Annotated in this window: 12 protein-coding genes; 2 read left to right on the top strand and 10 right to left on the bottom strand. The window is 60.9% G+C overall.

From position 1 onward, the window contains the following. Positions 1-121: 121 nt before the first annotated feature. From tuf to rpoB, 6 genes are all read right to left on the bottom strand, one after another. A complete protein-coding gene (tuf, locus tag AC1RJY_RS15325; RefSeq protein ID WP_011775598.1) occupies positions 122-1,312 on the bottom strand; it encodes an elongation factor Tu in 1,191 nt (396 codons plus the stop codon). Between the two features lie 231 nt (positions 1,313-1,543). Further along, on the bottom strand, positions 1,544-3,658 hold the full coding sequence (gene fusA, locus AC1RJY_RS15320) for an elongation factor G (protein ID WP_011775599.1): 2,115 nt from the start codon (positions 3,656-3,658) through the stop codon (positions 1,544-1,546). 69 nt (positions 3,659-3,727) lie between these two features. Next, complete coding sequence (gene rpsG / locus AC1RJY_RS15315) at positions 3,728-4,198, bottom strand: 30S ribosomal protein S7 (RefSeq protein ID WP_498602658.1); 471 nt, start codon at positions 4,196-4,198, stop codon at positions 3,728-3,730. A gap of 1 nt (position 4,199) precedes the next feature. Then, the gene (gene rpsL / locus AC1RJY_RS15310) at positions 4,200-4,574 is read right to left on the bottom strand and encodes a 30S ribosomal protein S12 (RefSeq protein WP_009358312.1); all 375 of its coding nucleotides are present in this window, start codon (positions 4,572-4,574) and stop codon (positions 4,200-4,202) included. Positions 4,575-4,987: 413 nt separating this feature from the next. After that, positions 4,988-8,887, bottom strand: a complete 3,900-nt coding sequence (locus tag AC1RJY_RS15305) for a DNA-directed RNA polymerase subunit beta' (protein WP_498602657.1) — start codon at positions 8,885-8,887, stop codon at positions 4,988-4,990. Between the two features lie 103 nt (positions 8,888-8,990). Continuing rightward, positions 8,991-12,497 (bottom strand): DNA-directed RNA polymerase subunit beta, encoded by a 3,507-nt coding sequence (gene rpoB / locus AC1RJY_RS15300; RefSeq protein WP_043471397.1) that lies wholly within the window; start codon positions 12,495-12,497, stop codon positions 8,991-8,993. Positions 12,498-12,901: 404 nt separating this feature from the next. On the opposite strand from rpoB, the gene AC1RJY_RS15295 reads away from it, so the two are divergent. Together AC1RJY_RS15295 and AC1RJY_RS15290 are read left to right on the top strand one after the other, a co-directional pair. Further along, on the top strand, positions 12,902-14,101 hold the full coding sequence (locus AC1RJY_RS15295) for an acetyl-CoA C-acetyltransferase (RefSeq protein ID WP_011775602.1): 1,200 nt from the start codon (positions 12,902-12,904) through the stop codon (positions 14,099-14,101). Further along, the gene (locus AC1RJY_RS15290; RefSeq protein ID WP_498602656.1) at positions 14,101-14,595 is read left to right on the top strand and encodes an aminoacyl-tRNA deacylase; all 495 of its coding nucleotides are present in this window, start codon (positions 14,101-14,103) and stop codon (positions 14,593-14,595) included. Before AC1RJY_RS15295 ends, AC1RJY_RS15290 begins: the two co-directional genes overlap by 1 nt. Before the next feature lie 72 nt (positions 14,596-14,667). On the opposite strand, the gene rplL is transcribed toward AC1RJY_RS15290, so the two are convergent. The 4 genes from rplL to AC1RJY_RS15270 all read right to left on the bottom strand — a co-directional run bounded on the left by rplL (position 14,668) and on the right by AC1RJY_RS15270 (position 18,272). Further along, complete coding sequence (gene rplL, locus AC1RJY_RS15285) at positions 14,668-15,045, bottom strand: 50S ribosomal protein L7/L12 (protein WP_011775604.1); 378 nt, start codon at positions 15,043-15,045, stop codon at positions 14,668-14,670. A 76-nt stretch (positions 15,046-15,121) separates the two neighbouring features. Continuing rightward, entirely contained in the window at positions 15,122-15,715 is a 594-nt protein-coding gene (rplJ, locus tag AC1RJY_RS15280) for a 50S ribosomal protein L10 (protein ID WP_011775605.1), read from the bottom strand. Positions 15,716-16,014: 299 nt separating this feature from the next. Next, on the bottom strand, positions 16,015-17,184 hold the full coding sequence (locus AC1RJY_RS15275; RefSeq protein ID WP_014922391.1) for a GNAT family N-acetyltransferase: 1,170 nt from the start codon (positions 17,182-17,184) through the stop codon (positions 16,015-16,017). Then, positions 17,163-18,272, bottom strand: a complete 1,110-nt coding sequence (locus AC1RJY_RS15270; protein ID WP_498602655.1) for a GNAT family N-acetyltransferase — start codon at positions 18,270-18,272, stop codon at positions 17,163-17,165. The genes AC1RJY_RS15275 and AC1RJY_RS15270 overlap by 22 nt, the downstream gene beginning before the upstream one ends. Between the last annotated feature and the right edge of the window lie 50 nt (positions 18,273-18,322).

Raw genomic sequence — 18,322 nt, 5'->3', positions numbered from 1 at the left:
GCACGGCCTTTATCCATTCGATAGATTAACTATAGCAAAAAGAACCCCACCGCCGAAGCGGTGGGGTTCTTTCTAACTAACTACCGGCTGGGCCGGAGCGTCACCGATCTACAAGTAGAGACTACTTGATGATGCTGGTGACACGTCCCGAACCAACGGTGCGGCCGCCTTCGCGGATAGCGAAGCCGAGGCCCTCTTCCATAGCGATCGGCTGGATGAGCGCAACGGTCATCTCAGTGTTGTCGCCAGGCATAACCATTTCCGTGCCTTCCGGCAGGGTGATAACGCCGGTTACGTCCGTGGTACGGAAGTAGAACTGCGGGCGGTAGTTGGAGTAGAACGGGTTGTGACGTCCGCCTTCGTCCTTGGAAAGGATGTAGACGTTAGCCTCGAAGTCGGTGTGCGGGGTGATGGAACCCGGCTTGACGACAACCTGGCCACGCTCGACATCGTCGCGCTTCAGACCGCGGAGCAGGAGGCCACAGTTCTCGCCGGCCCATGCTTCGTCGAGCTGCTTGTGGAACATCTCGATACCGGTAACCGTGGTCTTCTGGATCGGGCGGATGCCAACGATCTCAACCTCGGAGTTGATGGCGAGGGTTCCACGCTCGGCGCGGCCCGTAACAACGGTGCCACGACCGGTGATCGTGAAGACGTCTTCGATCGGCATCAGGAACGGCTTGTCGCGGTCACGTACGGGGTCCGGAACGGACTCGTCGACAGCTGCCATCAGGTCCTGGACGGACTTGACCCAAACCGGGTCGCCTTCCAGAGCCTTGAGGCCGGAAACGCGAACAACCGGAGCCTCATCGCCATCGAAGCCCTGCGAGCTCAGGAGCTCACGAACTTCCATTTCGACGAGGTCGAGGAGTTCTTCGTCATCAACCATGTCGGACTTGTTCAGTGCGACCAGCAGGTAGGGAACACCAACCTGGCGGGCGAGCAGAACGTGCTCACGGGTCTGAGCCATCGGACCATCGGTTGCAGCAACCACGAGGATTGCGCCGTCCATCTGGGCAGCACCGGTGATCATGTTCTTGATGTAGTCAGCGTGACCCGGGGCGTCTACGTGTGCGTAGTGGCGCTTCTCGGTCTGGTACTCCACGTGGGAGATGTTGATGGTAATACCGCGCTGGCGCTCTTCCGGAGCAGAGTCGATCGACGCGAAGTCGCGCTGCTCGTTGAGATCCGGGTACTGGTCGTACAGCACCTTGGAAATGGCGGCAGTCAGCGTCGTCTTACCGTGGTCAACGTGACCAATGGTGCCGATGTTGACGTGCGGCTTAGTCCGCTCGAACTTTGCCTTTGCCACAGGTTCCTCCTAGAACGATTTCAAGTGAAGTGCTCCTCGGCCGCGCTTTTCGCGGCAGAAACTTTAGCAAGTCTACTTGGGGGCTTGGTTTTGGTGAAATTGCAGATTCAGGAACCAATGGTAGTTCCTCGAGCCTGTTTGCGCAGTGGCCGGGCCGCGGCTGTCGCCGCAGCCCCGCCTCAAGCGCTCAGATGCCTTCCCGATACCGGAATTGCATCCGTTACCGGGAGATTACTCGCCGCGGGTTTTCTGGATGATCTCGTCGGCTACTGCCTTGGGGACCTCCGCGTAGCTGTTGAACGTCATGGAGTACACAGCGCGACCCTGGGTCTTGGACCGGAGGTCACCGATGTAGCCGAACATGCCGGACAGCGGAACGTGTGCACGGATAACCTTCACACCTGCAGCGTCTTCCATGGACTGCATCTGGCCACGACGGGCGTTCAGGTCACCAATAACATCACCCATGTATTCCTCAGGTGTGCGGACCTCAACATCCATCAGCGGTTCAAGCAGAACAGGGTTCGCCTTACGTGCAGCTTCCTTGAAAGCCATACGTCCGGCGATCTTGAACGCCATTTCCGAGGAGTCAACATCGTGGGACGCGCCATCAATCAGCGTGGCCTTGATACCGACAACCGGGTAACCGGCCAGGACGCCGTCGTTCAGTGCATCCTGGATACCAGCGTCAACGGACGGGATGTATTCGCGCGGAACGCGGCCACCAGTGACCTTGTTCTCAAACGCGTACAGCTCGCCGGAAGCGGTGTCCATGGGCTCGATCGCAATCTGGATCTTTGCGAACTGACCCGAACCACCGGTCTGCTTCTTGTGCGTGTAGTCAAGGCGCTCAACGGCACGCTTGATGGTTTCGCGGTAAGCAACCTGCGGCTTGCCAACGTTTGCCTCGACCTTGAACTCGCGGCGCATGCGGTCCACCAGGATGTCCAGGTGGAGCTCGCCCATGCCGGCGATGATGGTCTGGCCCGTGTCTTCGTTGAGGGAGACCTGGAAGGTCGGGTCCTCAGCGGAGAGCTTCTGGATGGCCGTGGAGAGCTTCTCCTGGTCACCCTTGGTGTTGGGTTCGATCGCAACCGAGATCACGGGCTCCGGGAAGCTCATGGACTCGAGGACGATCTGGTTGTTCGCATCGCACAGGGTGTCGCCTGTGGTGGTGTCCTTCAGACCGATGGCTGCATAGATGTGGCCGGCGGTAGCGCCCTCGACGGGCATTTCCTTGTTGGCGTGCATCTGGAACAGCTTGCCGATGCGTTCCTTCTTGCCCTTGGTGGAGTTAACCACCTGGGCGCCAGCCTCGACGTGACCGGAGTACACGCGGACGAAGGTCAGCTGACCGAAGAACGGGTGCGCAGCAATCTTGAAGGCGAGGGCCGAGAACGGCTCGTCGGCAGACGGCTTGCGGGTGAGTTCCTTCTCTTCGTCGCGGGGATCGTGACCGATCATCGGCGGGACGTCGAGCGGGTTCGGCAGGAAGTCAACAACAGCGTCAAGCATCGGCTGGACGCCGCGGTTCTTGAAGGCAGAACCACAGAACACCGGGTAGAGCTCAGAGTTGATGGTCATCTTGCGGATGCCGGCTTTGATCTCTTCGAGGGTGAGTTCTTCACCTTCGAGGTACTTCTCCATGAGCTCTTCGGAAGCCTCGGCCACAGTCTCAACGAGCTGTGCACGGTACTCTTCGGCCTTGGCCTGGAGGTCCGCCGGGATTTCCTGCACTTCGTAGGAAGCGCCCATGGTGACGTCACCCTTAGCGTCGCCAGGCCAAACCAGGGCGCGCATTTCGAGGAGGTCAACAACACCGATGAAGTCGTTCTCAGCACCAATGGGCAGCTGCATAACCAGCGGCTTGGCACCAAGGCGGGAGATGATGGTATCTACGGTGAAGTAGAAGTCAGCACCCAGCTTGTCCATCTTGTTGACGAAGCAGATACGCGGAACGTTGTACTTGTCAGCCTGGCGCCAAACAGTCTCGGACTGCGGCTCCACGCCTTCCTTGCCGTCGAACACTGCGACTGCACCGTCGAGGACGCGCAAGGAGCGCTCAACCTCAACCGTGAAGTCAACGTGGCCCGGGGTGTCAATGATGTTGATCTGGTTCTTGTCCCAGAAGCAAGTCACGGCGGCAGACGTGATGGTGATGCCGCGTTCCTTTTCCTGTTCCATCCAGTCAGTCGTCGAAGCGCCGTCGTGCGTCTCGCCGATCTTGTGGTTCACACCCGTGTAGAACAGGATGCGCTCGGTAGTGGTGGTCTTGCCGGCATCGATGTGGGCCATGATGCCGATGTTGCGGACCTTATTAAGGTCGGTAAGCACGTCCTGTGCCACGGGGTCTCCCTTTCGGATGGACTACACGTTCGCCGCCGGCTCAGTGAGCCGGCGGCGTCCGGAAAGTTTTTACCAGCGGTAGTGTGCGAAGGCCTTGTTGGACTCGGCCATCTTGTGGGTGTCTTCGCGACGCTTCACAGCGGCACCAAGACCATTTGAGGCATCCAGGATTTCGTTCTGGAGGCGCTCGGTCATGGTCTTCTCGCGGCGGGCCTTGGAGTAGCCCACGAGCCAACGCAGAGCGAGAGCGGTGGAGCGACCCGGCTTGACCTCAACCGGAACCTGGTAGGTAGCGCCACCAACACGGCGTGAACGCACCTCGAGGGAAGGCTTGACGTTGTCCATGGCCTTCTTGAGAGCGGCAACGGGGTCGCCGCCGGACTTGGCACATGCACCTTCGAGTGCACCGTAAACGATGCGCTCTGCGGTGGACTTCTTGCCGTCGACAAGAACCTTGTTGATCAGCTGCGTGACCAACGGGGAGCCGTAAACGGGATCGGAAACTAGCGGCCGCTTCGGGGCCGGACCCTTGCGAGGCATATTACTTCTTCTCCATCTTTGCGCCGTAACGGCTGCGAGCCTGCTTGCGGTTCTTGACACCCTGGGTGTCGAGTGCGCCGCGGACGATCTTGTAGCGGACACCCGGAAGGTCCTTAACACGACCACCACGGACGAGCACGATGGAGTGCTCCTGGAGGTTGTGGCCAACACCGGGGATGTAGGCGGTAACTTCTACGCCACCGTTGAGGCGCACACGTGCAACCTTACGAAGAGCCGAGTTCGGCTTCTTGGGGGTGGTGGTGTAAACGCGGGTGCAAACACCGCGGCGCATCGGGCTGCCCTTCAGCGCGGGAGCCTTGGTCTTGGAGACCTTCGGCGTGCGGCCCTTGCGGACCAGCTGGTTAATCGTAGGCACTTTCGTGTTCTCCGTTGTTTGATCTCTGCCCCCACACACAGGCGCCAGCCAGTGTAAACGTGGGAACTTTGGCGTTGCTCGTGCAGCCGGCCGAAACTCCGGTAGGCGTGCAAAAGTGCGGCATTCGTTGCGCATGTTGCCCGCAACCCGGAAACAGGCTCCACCCAGCACCATGAGAACAAAACCAAAATGATGCTGCGGCGGCCTTCATCCACTGCCACACAGAACAATTACCAAAAGTCTAGCACGGCTTGATCTGGCGCCTTAATCGGGTGTATGGAGGTCGACGGCGAAAGCCGGCTGCCGCCGTCGTCCTCCACTCCCCCGGCTTCCCGCACGAAAAGCGGCGTTAACGGGTCAGGCCCCGCACTCACGAGTGCGGGGCCTGACCGTCAAAGCGCTAACTGCCGCTTCTAGCGGAAGTCATTGCCGAGATCGTAGTCATCCAGCGGGATGGCGTGGAACTCGGGAGCACCGTCGCCACCCAGGGCGTCATAGGAGAAGTCGGTGAAAGCGCTGGGGCCCGTGAACAGGCTTGCCTTTGCTTCTTCCGTCGGCTCCACAGTGACCTCTGTGTAGCGGGGCAGACCCGTACCAGCCGGGATGAGCTTACCGATGATGACGTTTTCCTTGAGGCCGAGCAGAGGATCGCTCTTGCCTTCCATGGCCGCCTGCGTCAGGACGCGGGTGGTTTCCTGGAAGGAAGCAGCCGACAGCCAGGACTCGGTAGCCAAGGAAGCCTTGGTGATACCCATGAGTTCCGGACGACCGGATGCCGGTGCCTTGCCCTCGGACACGACGCGGCGGTTCTCGTCCTCGAAGCGGGCGCGCTCTGCAAGCTCACCGGGGAGCAAGTCGGAGTCGCCGGACTCGATGACGGTAACGCGACGCAGCATCTGGCGGACAATAACCTCGACGTGCTTGTCGTGGATACCAATACCCTGGCTGCGGTAAACGCCCTGTACTTCGTCCACAAGGAACTTCTGTGCAGCACGAGGACCCATGATGCGCAGAACCTGCTTCGGGTCCACCGGACCGTTGATCAGCTTCTGGCCGACGCTGACGTGCTCGCCATCCTCGATGAGGAGACGGGAACGGCGCAGCACCGGGTAGGCAATCTCTTCGGAACCATCGTCGGGAGTGATGACCAAGCGCATCTGACGCTCGGACTCTTCAATGGTGATGCGGCCGGCTGCTTCAGCAATCGGTGCCACACCCTTCGGAGTACGGGCTTCGAAGAGCTCCTGGATACGGGGCAGACCCTGGGTGATGTCGTCGCCACCACCAGCGGAAACAGCACCACCGGTGTGGAACGTACGCATGGTCAGCTGTGTACCGGGCTCACCGATGGACTGTGCGGCGATGATGCCCACGGCCTCGCCGATGTCCACGGTCTTGCCAGTGGCCAGCGAACGGCCGTAGCAGAGTGCACAGGTACCCACCTTGGACTCACAGGTGAGTACGGAGCGGACCTTGACCTCGGTGATGCCTGCAGCCAGCAGCTGGTCGATAACGACGTCGCCGCAGTCGGTGCCGCCGGCAGCCAGGACGTTGCCCTGGGCATCGACGACGTCGACAGCCAGCGTACGTGCGTAGGCGCTGTTCTCGACGTTCTCGTCCAGGACGAGCTCACCGTTGGAATCCGGCACGGCGATCGGGGTGACCAGACCGCGTTCGGTACCACAGTCCTCTTCGCGGACGATGACATCCTGCGAAACGTCCACCAGACGACGGGTCAGGTAACCCGAGTTGGCGGTACGGAGAGCGGTATCGGCCAGACCCTTACGGGCACCGTGCGTGGCGATGAAGTATTCCAGAACCGACAGGCCCTCGCGGTAGGAGGACTTGATCGGGCGAGGAATGATCTCACCCTTCGGGTTGGCCACAAGACCACGGATACCCGCAATCTGGCGGACCTGCATCCAGTTACCACGTGCACCGGAGGACACCATGCGGTTGATGGTGTTCATCGGGGACAGGCTGTCACGCATCGCCTGGGCGATTTCGTTGGTTGCCTTGTTCCAGATTTCGATCAGTTCCTGGCGACGCTCGTCGTCGTCGATCAGGCCCTTGTCGTACTGGCCCTGGATCTTGGCGGCCATGTTCTCGTAACCGGCCAGGATGGCAGGCTTGGAAGTAGGCACCTCGATGTCAGAGATGGCAACCGTGACACCCGAACGGGTGGCCCAGTAGAAGCCGGCATCCTTCAGGTTGTCCAGCGTTGCCGCGGTAACAACCTTCGGGTAGCGCTCTGCGAGGTCGTTGACGATACGGGACAGTTCGCCCTTGTCCGCAACAGCCTCAACCCACGGGTAATCCTCAGGCAGCGTCTGGTTGAAGATGACCTGGCCCAGGGAGGTTTCAACGAGAGCCGGCTGACCGGGCTCCCAACCTTCCGGAGCTTCCCATCCTGTGTAAGGCACGAAGTCGTCCAAACGGATCTTGACCTGGGAGTTCAGGTGCAGATCACGGGCGTCGTACGCCATGATGGCTTCCGAAACCGAGGAGAAGATACGGCCTTCGCCGGCGGAGCCGACGCGCTTGGTGGTCAGGTGGTACAGGCCGATGATCATATCCTGCGAAGGAAGGGTCACCGGACGGCCATCAGACGGCTTCAGGATGTTGTTCGAGGACAGCATCAGGATGCGTGCTTCGGCCTGGGCTTCCGGGCTCAGCGGCAGGTGGACTGCCATCTGGTCGCCGTCGAAGTCAGCGTTGAAGGCGCCACAAACCAACGGGTGAAGCTGGATTGCCTTGCCTTCCACAAGCTGGGGTTCGAAGGCCTGGATACCGAGGCGGTGCAGGGTAGGTGCACGGTTGAGCAGCACCGGGTGTTCGGTGATGATCTCTTCCAGCACGTCCCAAACCTGCGGACGGTAACGCTCAACCATGCGCTTGGCCGACTTGATGTTCTGTGCGTGGTTGAGGTCAACCAGGCGCTTCATCACGAACGGCTTGAAGAGCTCCAAGGCCATCTGCTTGGGCAGACCACACTGGTGCAGCTTCAGCTGCGGGCCGACGACGATAACCGAACGACCGGAGTAGTCAACGCGCTTGCCGAGGAGGTTCTGGCGGAAACGACCCTGCTTGCCCTTGAGCATGTCGCTCAGGGACTTCAGGGGACGGTTGCCCGGACCCGTAACGGGGCGGCCACGACGACCGTTGTCGAAGAGGCTGTCAACAGCTTCCTGAAGCATGCGCTTCTCGTTGTTGACGATGATCTCCGGAGCACCGAGGTCAAGCAGGCGCTTGAGGCGGTTGTTGCGGTTGATCACGCGGCGGTAGAGGTCGTTGAGGTCGGAGGTCGCGAAGCGGCCACCGTCCAGCTGGACCATCGGGCGCAGTTCCGGCGGGATCACCGGGACAGCGTCGAGAACCATGCCGAGCGGGCTGTTGTTGGTGGTCAGGAACGCGTTGACAACCTTCAGGCGCTTCAGGGCACGCGTCTTGCGCTGGCCCTTGCCGTTCTGGATGGTGTCGCGCAATGACTCAGCTTCAGCCTGCATGTCAAAGGTCTCGAGGCGCTTCTTGATGGCCTCGGCACCCATGGAGCCCTCGAAGTACAGTCCGTAACGGTCGCGAAGTTCGCGGTACAGGCCTTCGTCGCCTTCAAGGTCAGCGACCTTGAGGTTCTTGAAGCGGTCCCAAACCTGCTCAAGGCGCTCGATGTCGGCGTCGGCACGCTTGCGGACGTTCGCCATCTGACGGTCAGCAGAGTCGCGGGCCTTCTTCTTGTCGGCAGCCTTGGCGCCTTCGCCTTCAAGACGGGCAAGCTCGTCTTCAAGGTCGCGGGCGATCGTGGCGATGTCGCTGTCGCGGTTGTCCACCATCTGCTTCTTCTCGAGGTCGTGCTCGACCTGGAGGTTCGGCAATTCGGCGTGACGGCTTTCCGTGTCAACGCTGGTGATCATGTAGGCGGCGAAGTAGATGACCTTCTCAAGGTCCTTCGGTGCCAGGTCCAAAAGGTAGCCCAAGCGCGAAGGAACGCCCTTGAAGTACCAGATGTGGGTTACAGGCGCGGCCAGCTCGATGTGGCCCATGCGCTCACGACGCACCTTGGCGCGGGTGACTTCAACGCCACACCGCTCGCAAATGATGCCCTTGAAGCGGACGCGCTTGTACTTGCCGCAGTAGCATTCCCAGTCGCGGGACGGGCCGAAGATCTTCTCGCAGAAGAGGCCGTCCTTCTCAGGCTTGAGCGTGCGGTAGTTGATGGTTTCCGGCTTCTTGACCTCACCGTAAGACCATCCGCGGATGTCTTCCGCGGTGGCGAGGCCGATCTGCATGAGGCCGAAGGAGGATTCGCTGGACATATGGTCCCTGTTCTCTCTTGTTCTCTAAATTCTGAAGTCTTGGTTACGGGAAGAGGGAGTTGTTCCGACGGACAGTTGTTGAGGCTGTCCGCCGGAACAGCTGCTAGACCTCTTCTACGGAACTGGGCTCTGCACGAGACAGATCGATGCCCAGTTCTTCCGCAGCCGTGAAGACTGCGTCATCAGAGTCACGCATTTCGATCGTGGTTCCGTCAGTGGAAAGAACTTCCACGTTCAGGCACAACGACTGCATTTCCTTGATCAAGACCTTGAAGGACTCGGGAACGCCAGGCTCAGGGATGTTCTCGCCCTTGACGATGGCTTCGTAGACCTTCACACGACCATGGATGTCATCCGACTTGATCGTGAGGAGTTCCTGAAGGGTGTAAGCGGCACCGTAAGCTTCGAGCGCCCACACTTCCATTTCACCGAAGCGCTGGCCACCGAACTGAGCCTTACCACCCAGCGGCTGCTGCGTGATCATGGAGTACGGGCCGGTGGAGCGCGCGTGGATCTTGTCGTCCACCAAGTGGTGGAGCTTCAGGATGTACATGTAACCGACGGAGATCGGGTCCGGGAACGGCTCGCCGGAGCGGCCGTCGAACAGACGGGTCTTGCCGGAGGAGTCAATCAGGCGGTCGCCGTCGCGGGTCACGTTGGTGGAGTCAAGCAGGCCCGTGATTTCTTCTTCGCGGGCGCCATCGAACACCGGTGTGGCAACGGTGGTCTGGCCGGTTTCACGGGGCAGGTTCGGGAGGTTCTTGACCCACTCCGGCTCGCCTTCGATCTTCCAACCGGTCTTGGCGACCCAACCGAGGTGGGTTTCCAGAACCTGTCCAACGTTCATTCGACCCGGAACACCAAGCGGGTTCAGGACGATGTCCACCGGGGTACCGTCTGCAAGGAAGGGCATGTCCTCGATCGGAAGGATCTTGGAGATAACACCCTTGTTGCCGTGACGGCCGGCGAGCTTGTCGCCGTCGGTGATCTTACGCTTGGCTGCAACGTAGACGCGGACCAGCTGGTTCACGCCCGGGGGCAGTTCGTCGTCGTTGTCGCGGTCGAAGACGCGCACGCCGATGACCGTACCGGACTCGCCGTGGGGCACCTTCAAGGAGGTGTCGCGGACTTCGCGGGACTTCTCACCGAAGATGGCGCGGAGAAGGCGCTCTTCCGGGGTCAGTTCGGTTTCACCCTTAGGGGTGACCTTTCCGACCAGGATGTCGCCGGCTTCAACCTCGGCACCGATGTGGATGATGCCGCGCTCGTCCAGGCCTGCAAGGACTTCCTCGGACACGTTGGGGATGTCACGAGTGATTTCCTCGGCACCAAGCTTGGTGTCGCGGGCATCAATTTCGTGCTCCTCGATGTGAATGGAGGAAAGGACATCCTCAGCAACAATGCGCTGGGAGAGGATGATGGCGTCCTCGAAGTTGTGGCCTTCCCATGACATGAATGCCACGAGCAGGTTCTTACCGAGGGCGAGCTCACCCTGGTCCGTTGCGGGACCGTCAGCGATGATGCCGCCAACTTCCAGGCGCTGGCCTTCGTTGACCAGGACACGGTGGTTGTAGCAGTTGCCCTGGTTGGAGCGGGCGAACTTGTTGATGCGGTAGTTGGTCTCAGTACCGTCGTCGTTGATCATGACAACGAGCTCGGCGGAAACCTCGGTGACCACACCTGCCTTCTTCGCGATGACAACGTCACCGGCGTCGACGGCTGCTGCGCGCTCCATGCCGGTGCCCACGAAAGGAGCCTCGGAACGGACCAGCGGCACGGCCTGGCGCTGCATGTTGGCACCCATGAGTGCACGGTTGGCATCGTCATGCTCAAGGAACGGGATCAGGGCCGTTGCCACGGACACCATCTGGCGCGGGGAAACGTCCATGAACTGAACGTCTGCGGCGGGAACCAGAACGGGCTCGCCTCCACCACCACGGGCACGGACAAGGACGGTCTCTTCGGAGAACTTCTTGTCAGCATCCAGGGGAGCGTTGGCCTGTGCGATCAGGACCTCTGCTTCGTCGTCAGCAGTAAGGTACTGGACCTCATCGGAAACGACGCCCTCGGAAACCAGGCGGTACGGCGTCTCGATGAAGCCGAACGGGTTGATGCGGCCGTAAGATGCCAGCGAACCGATCAGACCAATGTTCGGGCCTTCAGGGGTTTCGATGGGGCACATACGTCCGTAGTGGGACGGGTGAACGTCTCGAACTTCCATGCCTGCACGGTCACGGGACAGACCACCCGGGCCAAGTGCCGACAGGCGGCGCTTGTGGGTCAGACCCGACAGCGGGTTGTTCTGGTCCATGAACTGCGACAGCTGGGACGTTCCGAAGAACTCCTTGATGGCTGCCACAACGGGACGGATGTTGATCAGTGTCTGCGGCGTGATGGCCTCGACATCCTGCGTGGTCATGCGTTCGCGGACGACGCGTTCCATGCGGGAAAGACCTGTGCGGACCTGGTTTTCGATCAGCTCGCCCACGGCGCGGATGCGACGGTTGCCGAAGTGGTCGATGTCGTCGACGTCGACGCGGAGCTCGTGGTCTTCGCCGTCGCGCTTGCCCATGAGGGTCTTCTCGCCGGCGTGAAGCGCAACGAGGAACTTGATCATGGCAACGATGTCTTCAACGTGCAGGACCGAAGCTTCCTTGTCACCAAGGGAGCGGTCGATGCCGAGCTTGCGGTTGATCTTGTAACGGCCAACCTTGGCAAGATCGTAGCGCTTGGCGTTGAAGTACAGGTTGTCCAGCAGGGACTGGGCAGCCTCAACTGTGGGCGGCTCGCCCGGACGCAGCTTGCGGTAGATATCCAAAAGCGCGTCTTCGCGGGTTTCGGTGGCGTCCTTCTCCAGCGTTGCACGCATGGAGTCGTACTGGCCGAACTCTTCCAGGATCTGGCCTTCGGTCCAGCCGAGGGCCTTCAGGAGAACGGTGACCGACTGCTTGCGCTTGCGGTCGAGGCGTACGCCGACCTGGTCGCGCTTGTCGATTTCGAGTTCAAACCATGCACCACGGGACGGGATGATCTTCGCGGTGAAGATGTCCTTGTCACTGGTCTTGTCAGCGGTGCGCTCAAAGTAGGCGCCCGGTGAACGGACCAGCTGGGAGACAACGACGCGCTCGGTGCCGTTGACGACGAACGTTCCCTTTTCAGTCATGAGGGGGAAGTCGCCCATGAACACGGTCTGCTGCTTGATTTCGCCCGTGTTGTTGTTCATGAACTCGGCCTTGACATAAAGCGGGGCCGAGTAAGTGGCGTCACGGTCTTTGCATTCGGCCATGGTGTACTTCGGGTCAGCGAACTCCGGCTCGGAGAAGCTCAGGGACATGGTGCCCTGGAAATCCTCGATTGGGGAGATCTCTTCGAAGATGTCGGCAAGTCCGGAGGTAGTGGCGACGCTGAGGTCGCCCTCCTCGACAGCCTTCGCTACCCGCGCCTGCCAGCGTTCGTTTCCGACCAGCCAGTCAAAGCTGTCTGTCTGCAGGGCGAGAAGATTCGGAACGTCAAGCGGTTCGTGAATCTTTGCGAATGAGAGGCGGCGGGTGGCACCATCGGTGCTTGCCGTGTTAGCGGTTTCGTTATTAGAGGTGCTCGAGGCGACCAAGAGGGATCCTTCCACAGACCTTCAGGCGTTTTCAGATCTCCCCCGTTTGCATCCCGCAGAGTGCTCCGCAGAATACTTGTTCCGGTTCCGCTATATGACCCGGACCCAGTCCGCTTATGACAGTGCACGTTTCGGAACGGCACGTCAATGACGCAGCTGAGAGGTAAAGCCCACCGCTATATGAAGGCTGAAGGTTAACAGGGAAGACGCAAATATCTACGATACGGCAAAGCAGCCTTTCTGTCTACCCCAGATCGTCCGTGATTGCAAGCACCGTTGCTGCAGGCACCAATGCCGGGCAGATCCGCCAAGGAATGTGGAGAAGGGCACAATTGTTGAAGAGGTAGGCTGGCGCGCGCTCCGCGATAACCTTGCTACACCACTCCCGGATCGGAAGAGAGACCATGACCAACTCCGCTGACGACAATGACGTTGTCATCCTTGCTGCTTCCCGTACCCCGCAGGGGCGGCTCAACGGGCAATTAGCGGGATTCACCGCCGTCGACCTTGGCGCACACGCCATAACCGCCGCCCTGGCAGCCAGTGGGGTCAAAGCCGAACAGGTGGACGCTGTGATCATGGGCCAGGTCCTTCAGGCAGGTGCGGGTCAGAATCCGGCTCGGCAGAGCGCCATCGCCGCGGGTGTTGGCTGGAACATCCCTGCCGTCACCATCAACAAAGTGTGCCTGTCCGGCCTCACGGCTGTCATTGATGCCGCGCGCATGATCCGCAGCGGCGACGCCACCGTGGTTGTTGCCGGGGGCCAGGAATCCATGACCCGCGCACCGCACCTGCTCCCCGGATCCCGGCAGGGATGGACGTACGGAGCCATCCAGGCTTTGGACGTCGCTGCGCATGACGGCCTCACCGATGCTTTTGATGGACAGTCCATGGGCTTGTCCACGGAAACGAAGAACGTCACGCTCGGCATCGACCGCAAGGCCCAGGACGAAGTCGCGGCGGCCTCGCACCAGCGCGCCGCTGCCGCCATCGCGGACGGAACTTTCGACGTCGAAATCGCGCCGGTACGCGTCAAGCAGCGCAAGGGCGATCCCCTGGTGCTCACCACGGATGAAGGCGTTAGGCCCAACACCACCGTTGAGACGCTGGCTCCACTGAAGGCTGCCTTCGCCACCGACGGCACCATTACTGCCGGGAACTCTTCTCCCCTGTCCGACGGCGCCTCCGCACTGGTGCTGACCAGTCGCCGCTTCGCCAAGGACAACGGGCTGGACTACCTTGCCGTTGTAGGCAAGCCCGGGCAGGTTGCAGGACCTGACAATTCGCTGCACTCCCAGCCGTCGAACGCCATCGCCCAGGCGTTGAAGCGTGCCGGCTGGACGGCAGAGGACCTGGATTTCATCGAAATCAATGAGGCTTTCGGTTCTGTGGCCGTCCAGTCGCTCAAGGACCTCCGTTACCCCTTGGAGAAGTGCAACATCCATGGCGGCGCCATTGCCTTGGGCCACCCCATCGGAGCATCCGGAGCACGGCTTGCACTCCACGCGGCCCACGAGCTCAAACGCCGGGGAACCGGAAAAGCGGCTGTCTCGCTGTGCGGAGGCGGAGGCCAGGGTGAAGCCCTCCTCCTGTACCGCGACTGATGGCTGACGAATCGGTCGGACCCGGGATGGACGGTGCCGAACGCTTCTTGTCCGACGCCGCCGCGCGCGGGCTGGATGTTGACGTCGTCGAGCGCCCGGCTGCCCGCAGCCTGAAAGAGGCTGCCGGCATCCTGGGCATCAGCCCCGCGGACATCGTGAAGTCATTGGTGGTCAAGCACCGCGATGGCAGCTTCCTATTTGCGCTCATTCCGGGGGACCGGCAGATCTCCTGGCCCAAGCTGCGAGCCCTGGTGGGCGTCAATAAGCTCTCACTCCCCCATGCCGACGTGGCCTTGGCCGCCACCGGCTACGAGCGCGGGACCATCACTCCGCTGGGCAGCACCACGCCCTGGCCTGTGTACGCCGACGCCACCATTACCGGGCGTCGCATCTCCATGGGCGCCGGAGCGCACGGCCGGAGTGCTTTCGTGGACGCGGACGCACTCACGGCTGCCCTGGGCGCGGTAGTCGCAGACATCAGCGAACCCAACTAAGTAGCAATTGAGTGCTTAAACGCAGGAAGCCCCGCCCGGCGAACCGGACGGGGCTTCCACAAGCAAGACGAGTTACTTGAGGGTAACCGTTGCGCCAGCTTCTTCGAGCTGAGCCTTTGCCTTCTCGGCAGCTTCCTTGGTGGCGCCTTCGAGAACAGCCTTCGGTGCGCTGTCAACCAGGTCCTTGGCTTCCTTGAGGCCGAGGGAGGTGATGGCGCGAACTTCCTTGATCACTGCGATCTTCTTGTCGCCAGCAGCTTCGAGAACGACGTCGAATTCGGTCTTCTCTTCAGCAGCTTCAGCAGCACCGCCGGCAGCGGGGCCAGCAACTGCAACAGCAGCAGCCGTAACTTCGAAGGTCTCTTCGAAGAGCTTGACGAACTCGGAGAGCTCGATGATGGTCAGTTCCTTGAAAGCTTCAATGAGCTCTTCGTTGCTGAGCTTCGCCATGGTGGCGTCCTTCCATTAGTTGGTGCAGATCCGGGCTAAGCCTGTCCATGCACCAGAGTTTGATTGAGGGGAGAACTTAGTTCTCTTCGGTTGCAGCTTCAGCGGCTTCGGCCGGAGCCGCAACCTCTTCAGCAGCAGCCTCTTCAGCGGCCGGGGCTTCTTCAGCGGCCGGTGCAGATGCGCCGCCCTCTTCTTCAAGCTTGAGGCGCAGAGCGTCGATGATGCGTGCAGCAGCGGATGCGGGAGCCTTGAGGACACCAGCAACACGTGCAAGCTGCAGCTCGCGGGACTCGAGGGCTGCCAGTGCGGCAACTCCTGCTGCGTCCAATGCCTTGCCTTCGAAGACGCCGGTCTTGATAACCAGCTGCTTGTTGGCCTTGGCAAAGTCCGTCAGGCTCTTGGCAGCAGCAACAGCGTCACCCTTGATGAAGGCGATTGCAGTAGGGCCGGCGAGCTGATCGTTGAATGCTTCAACTCCAGCTTCCTTGGCTGCAATGGCACTCAGGGTGTTCTTGACGACCGAGAACTTGGTGTCCTGGCCGAGCGCAACACGCAGTTCCTTGAGCTGTGCAACAGTGAGCCCGCGGTATTCGGTCAGGACAGCCGCGTTCGATTCCTTGAAATCGTTGGTGATCTCTGCAACTGCGGAGATCTTGCTAGGCGTTGTCATAACCCTCCTTCCGGGGAATAAAGCCGGTCTTCCGGGTCCCCGCTCGAGAGCTAAAACTAAAAAACGCCCCGCGCAGATGCACGGGGCTTGGCTCAACACAGTTTGATCCGCGGAGACTTGCTTCGTTCACCTGCGCCGGCCGCCCTATGTTCAGGGTCCTTCGTCAAGGAATTCACTTTTGCCTCAGGGGCGCAGCTACAGAATTGAGCTGTGCTCGAAAGAGTGGATTCCCATCAACCGACGGTCTTTGGTACTTCAAGGTTACGGGAGAGTGTTCGGCAAACCAAATCGGCCCCTGCCTAGTCGGATGACGTGGCGCCCGACAACCTGCCCGGAAGTTCCTTCTGCCACAGTCCGGTGACACCCGCAGTGGTGAATCCCAGCTGCTTGTTCACGGTCAGGAGGTACCTGTTCTCGGGGGCGTTCCAGGTATAGATGACCCGGGCGTCCGGGAACTGCTCACTCAGCCGTTCCATGTTGGCAACCTTGATCAACAAGCCGAGCTTGTTACCCCGGTGCTCCTGCAGGACCAGCGTATCGTCCTGAAAAACCACGTCCTGGCGGTGTGCAAGGACACTGATGGTTGTCAGGCCCACCAGCCGCCCGCTCTCAACATGCTCGACGGCGGTCACCACCGTGCGCCGACCCTGCGCCAAGGCTGCGTCCTCAGTTTCGCGGAGTACGGTTGCGTCGAAAACCATTCCGCTCGCTTCAACTTCCGGCGCGTCTTCGTCCCCTTCGTCACGGACTACCTCACCAGCGGCGTTTTCCAGCGCGGCCACGGCTTCCAGCCAGGGCTCGGGGCAACGGTCCGTCCAGTGGTGCAGCGTGTACCTGCCCCCATTGGCTTCTTCGGCTTCGAGCTGCAGGTCTCCCACAAGCTTGGAATCCAGGGGCAAGACGCATGAGCTGAACTGTTCGATGTGCTGAAGGGTGTATCCGGCCCGCTTGGCGAAGTCCACCTCCCTGCTGCTCACAGGAACAAAACCAGCGCCGCTCCCCGGAATCAACTGATCCTCGGGTATCTCAGTGAGCGACGTTGCCGGATGGTTGGTATCCACCAAGGCCATGGTTCGTCCCTCTGCCCGCGCGAGCTGCTCCGCGGCCTCCAGCAACTGACGGCCGACTCCTTGCCCCTGGAACTCGGGAAGGATGTCCAAGGTGAACTCAGCCAGGTCAAGGTTGTCCGCCAATGGCAAGGCAATGTCCACCGTGCCCACAATGACGCCCTCTACTTTTGCCACCAGAAGAACTTGGCGCTCATAGGGGTCGGATAACTCCAACAGCTTTTCCAAGGGCGTGTAGGCGAGGTCGTCGCTCCCCCAGGTCTCCATGCGTACCCGGCGCCCCACTTCAACGGCGTCCAGGAAATCAGCGGCGTCGGGGCTGTCCAGGGTGTCAGGCACCCACAGCTGCTCGATGTGAACGGTCTTCGCCTCGTCTACAGTCATTCCAGCCGTTTCTGCCATTCGCCGTCAAAGCCGGAAGGCTTGAATCCTAGGGCGATATTTATGGCCAGCATATGCCGGTTTTCATTGGCGTTCCACGTCATCACCGACGTGGCGGCCGGCCACAACTTCTGAACACGGCGAAGATTGGCAATCTTGACCAGCATGCCAAGGCGATGACCGCGGTGCCCGGGAGCAACCAACGTGTCCTCCTGGTAGACCATGCCCGGGGTGGCTTCGCGGTGGGTGAGGACGGTGTAGGCCGCCAGCTCCCCCGTGGCGTCATGTCGGGCAACAGCCGCAGTGAAAGCAACCCCGCCTGCCAGCCAGGTGGATTCCTCAAGACGGACGCGGTTGGCATCCCATTCCTCGCCCTCCCAGCCCAGGCCTGCGATAGGCACCTCAGTGCTCATGACGCTTTTTAGCCTGGCGAACATGTCCACTAGGTCATCAGGGCAACGATTCTTCCAGCCGATCACGCTGTAGCCGGCTGCCCGCGTTGTTGCCTGCTCTTCCAGCTCCCGCAGGAGCTCTTCCTCGACCGGAAGGGGCCGCGTGCTGTTGGTTTCCACCTGCTCCAGGGAATAGCCGTGGTGCAAGGCGAAAGCCGTGGAGGCCGTATCCAGCGGGATGCCGCCAGTACCGGACTTTGCCTCCAACAACCCGGCACCCGGGACGAGGAGCCTGATTGGCTCAGAGCAAAACGCATCAAAGGACACGCGATCCCGCTCCCGGGCCTGTTCTTCCAGCACAGCCAGGATCTTCGACCCAAAGCCCCGCCGACGATAGGCGGAGTCCACCAGGACGTCCACACCCGCCGTCGTCGTGTTTTCACTCAGCGGTAACGTCAGCGTGCCGCGGCCCACCACCACTTCGTCGAGGCGCGCCAGGAACACGTGCCGTTCTTCGTACTCATTGCCCTGCCAGAAGAGGACAGCTTCGGCCAGCGTGGAGCAACGGTCCAGGTCCCCCCACAGTTCCAGGTGGTGGGCGACATCGAGCTCGTGGACGGAGAGGAACTCGGGTGCCCCCTCGGCGTCAGGATTTGAGGGGACCGGGATTCTGTCCACGGACAACCTGCCGTTTGCGGAAGAGTTCGACGACGACACGCACCACAGCCTACGGCGCTCCTTCGGCGCTGAACAGGGAAAAGGCAAAG

Source organism: Arthrobacter sp. GW822-FHT05G07, assembly GCF_058799755.1.
This window is presented reverse-complemented; position numbering and strand designations above follow the sequence as displayed.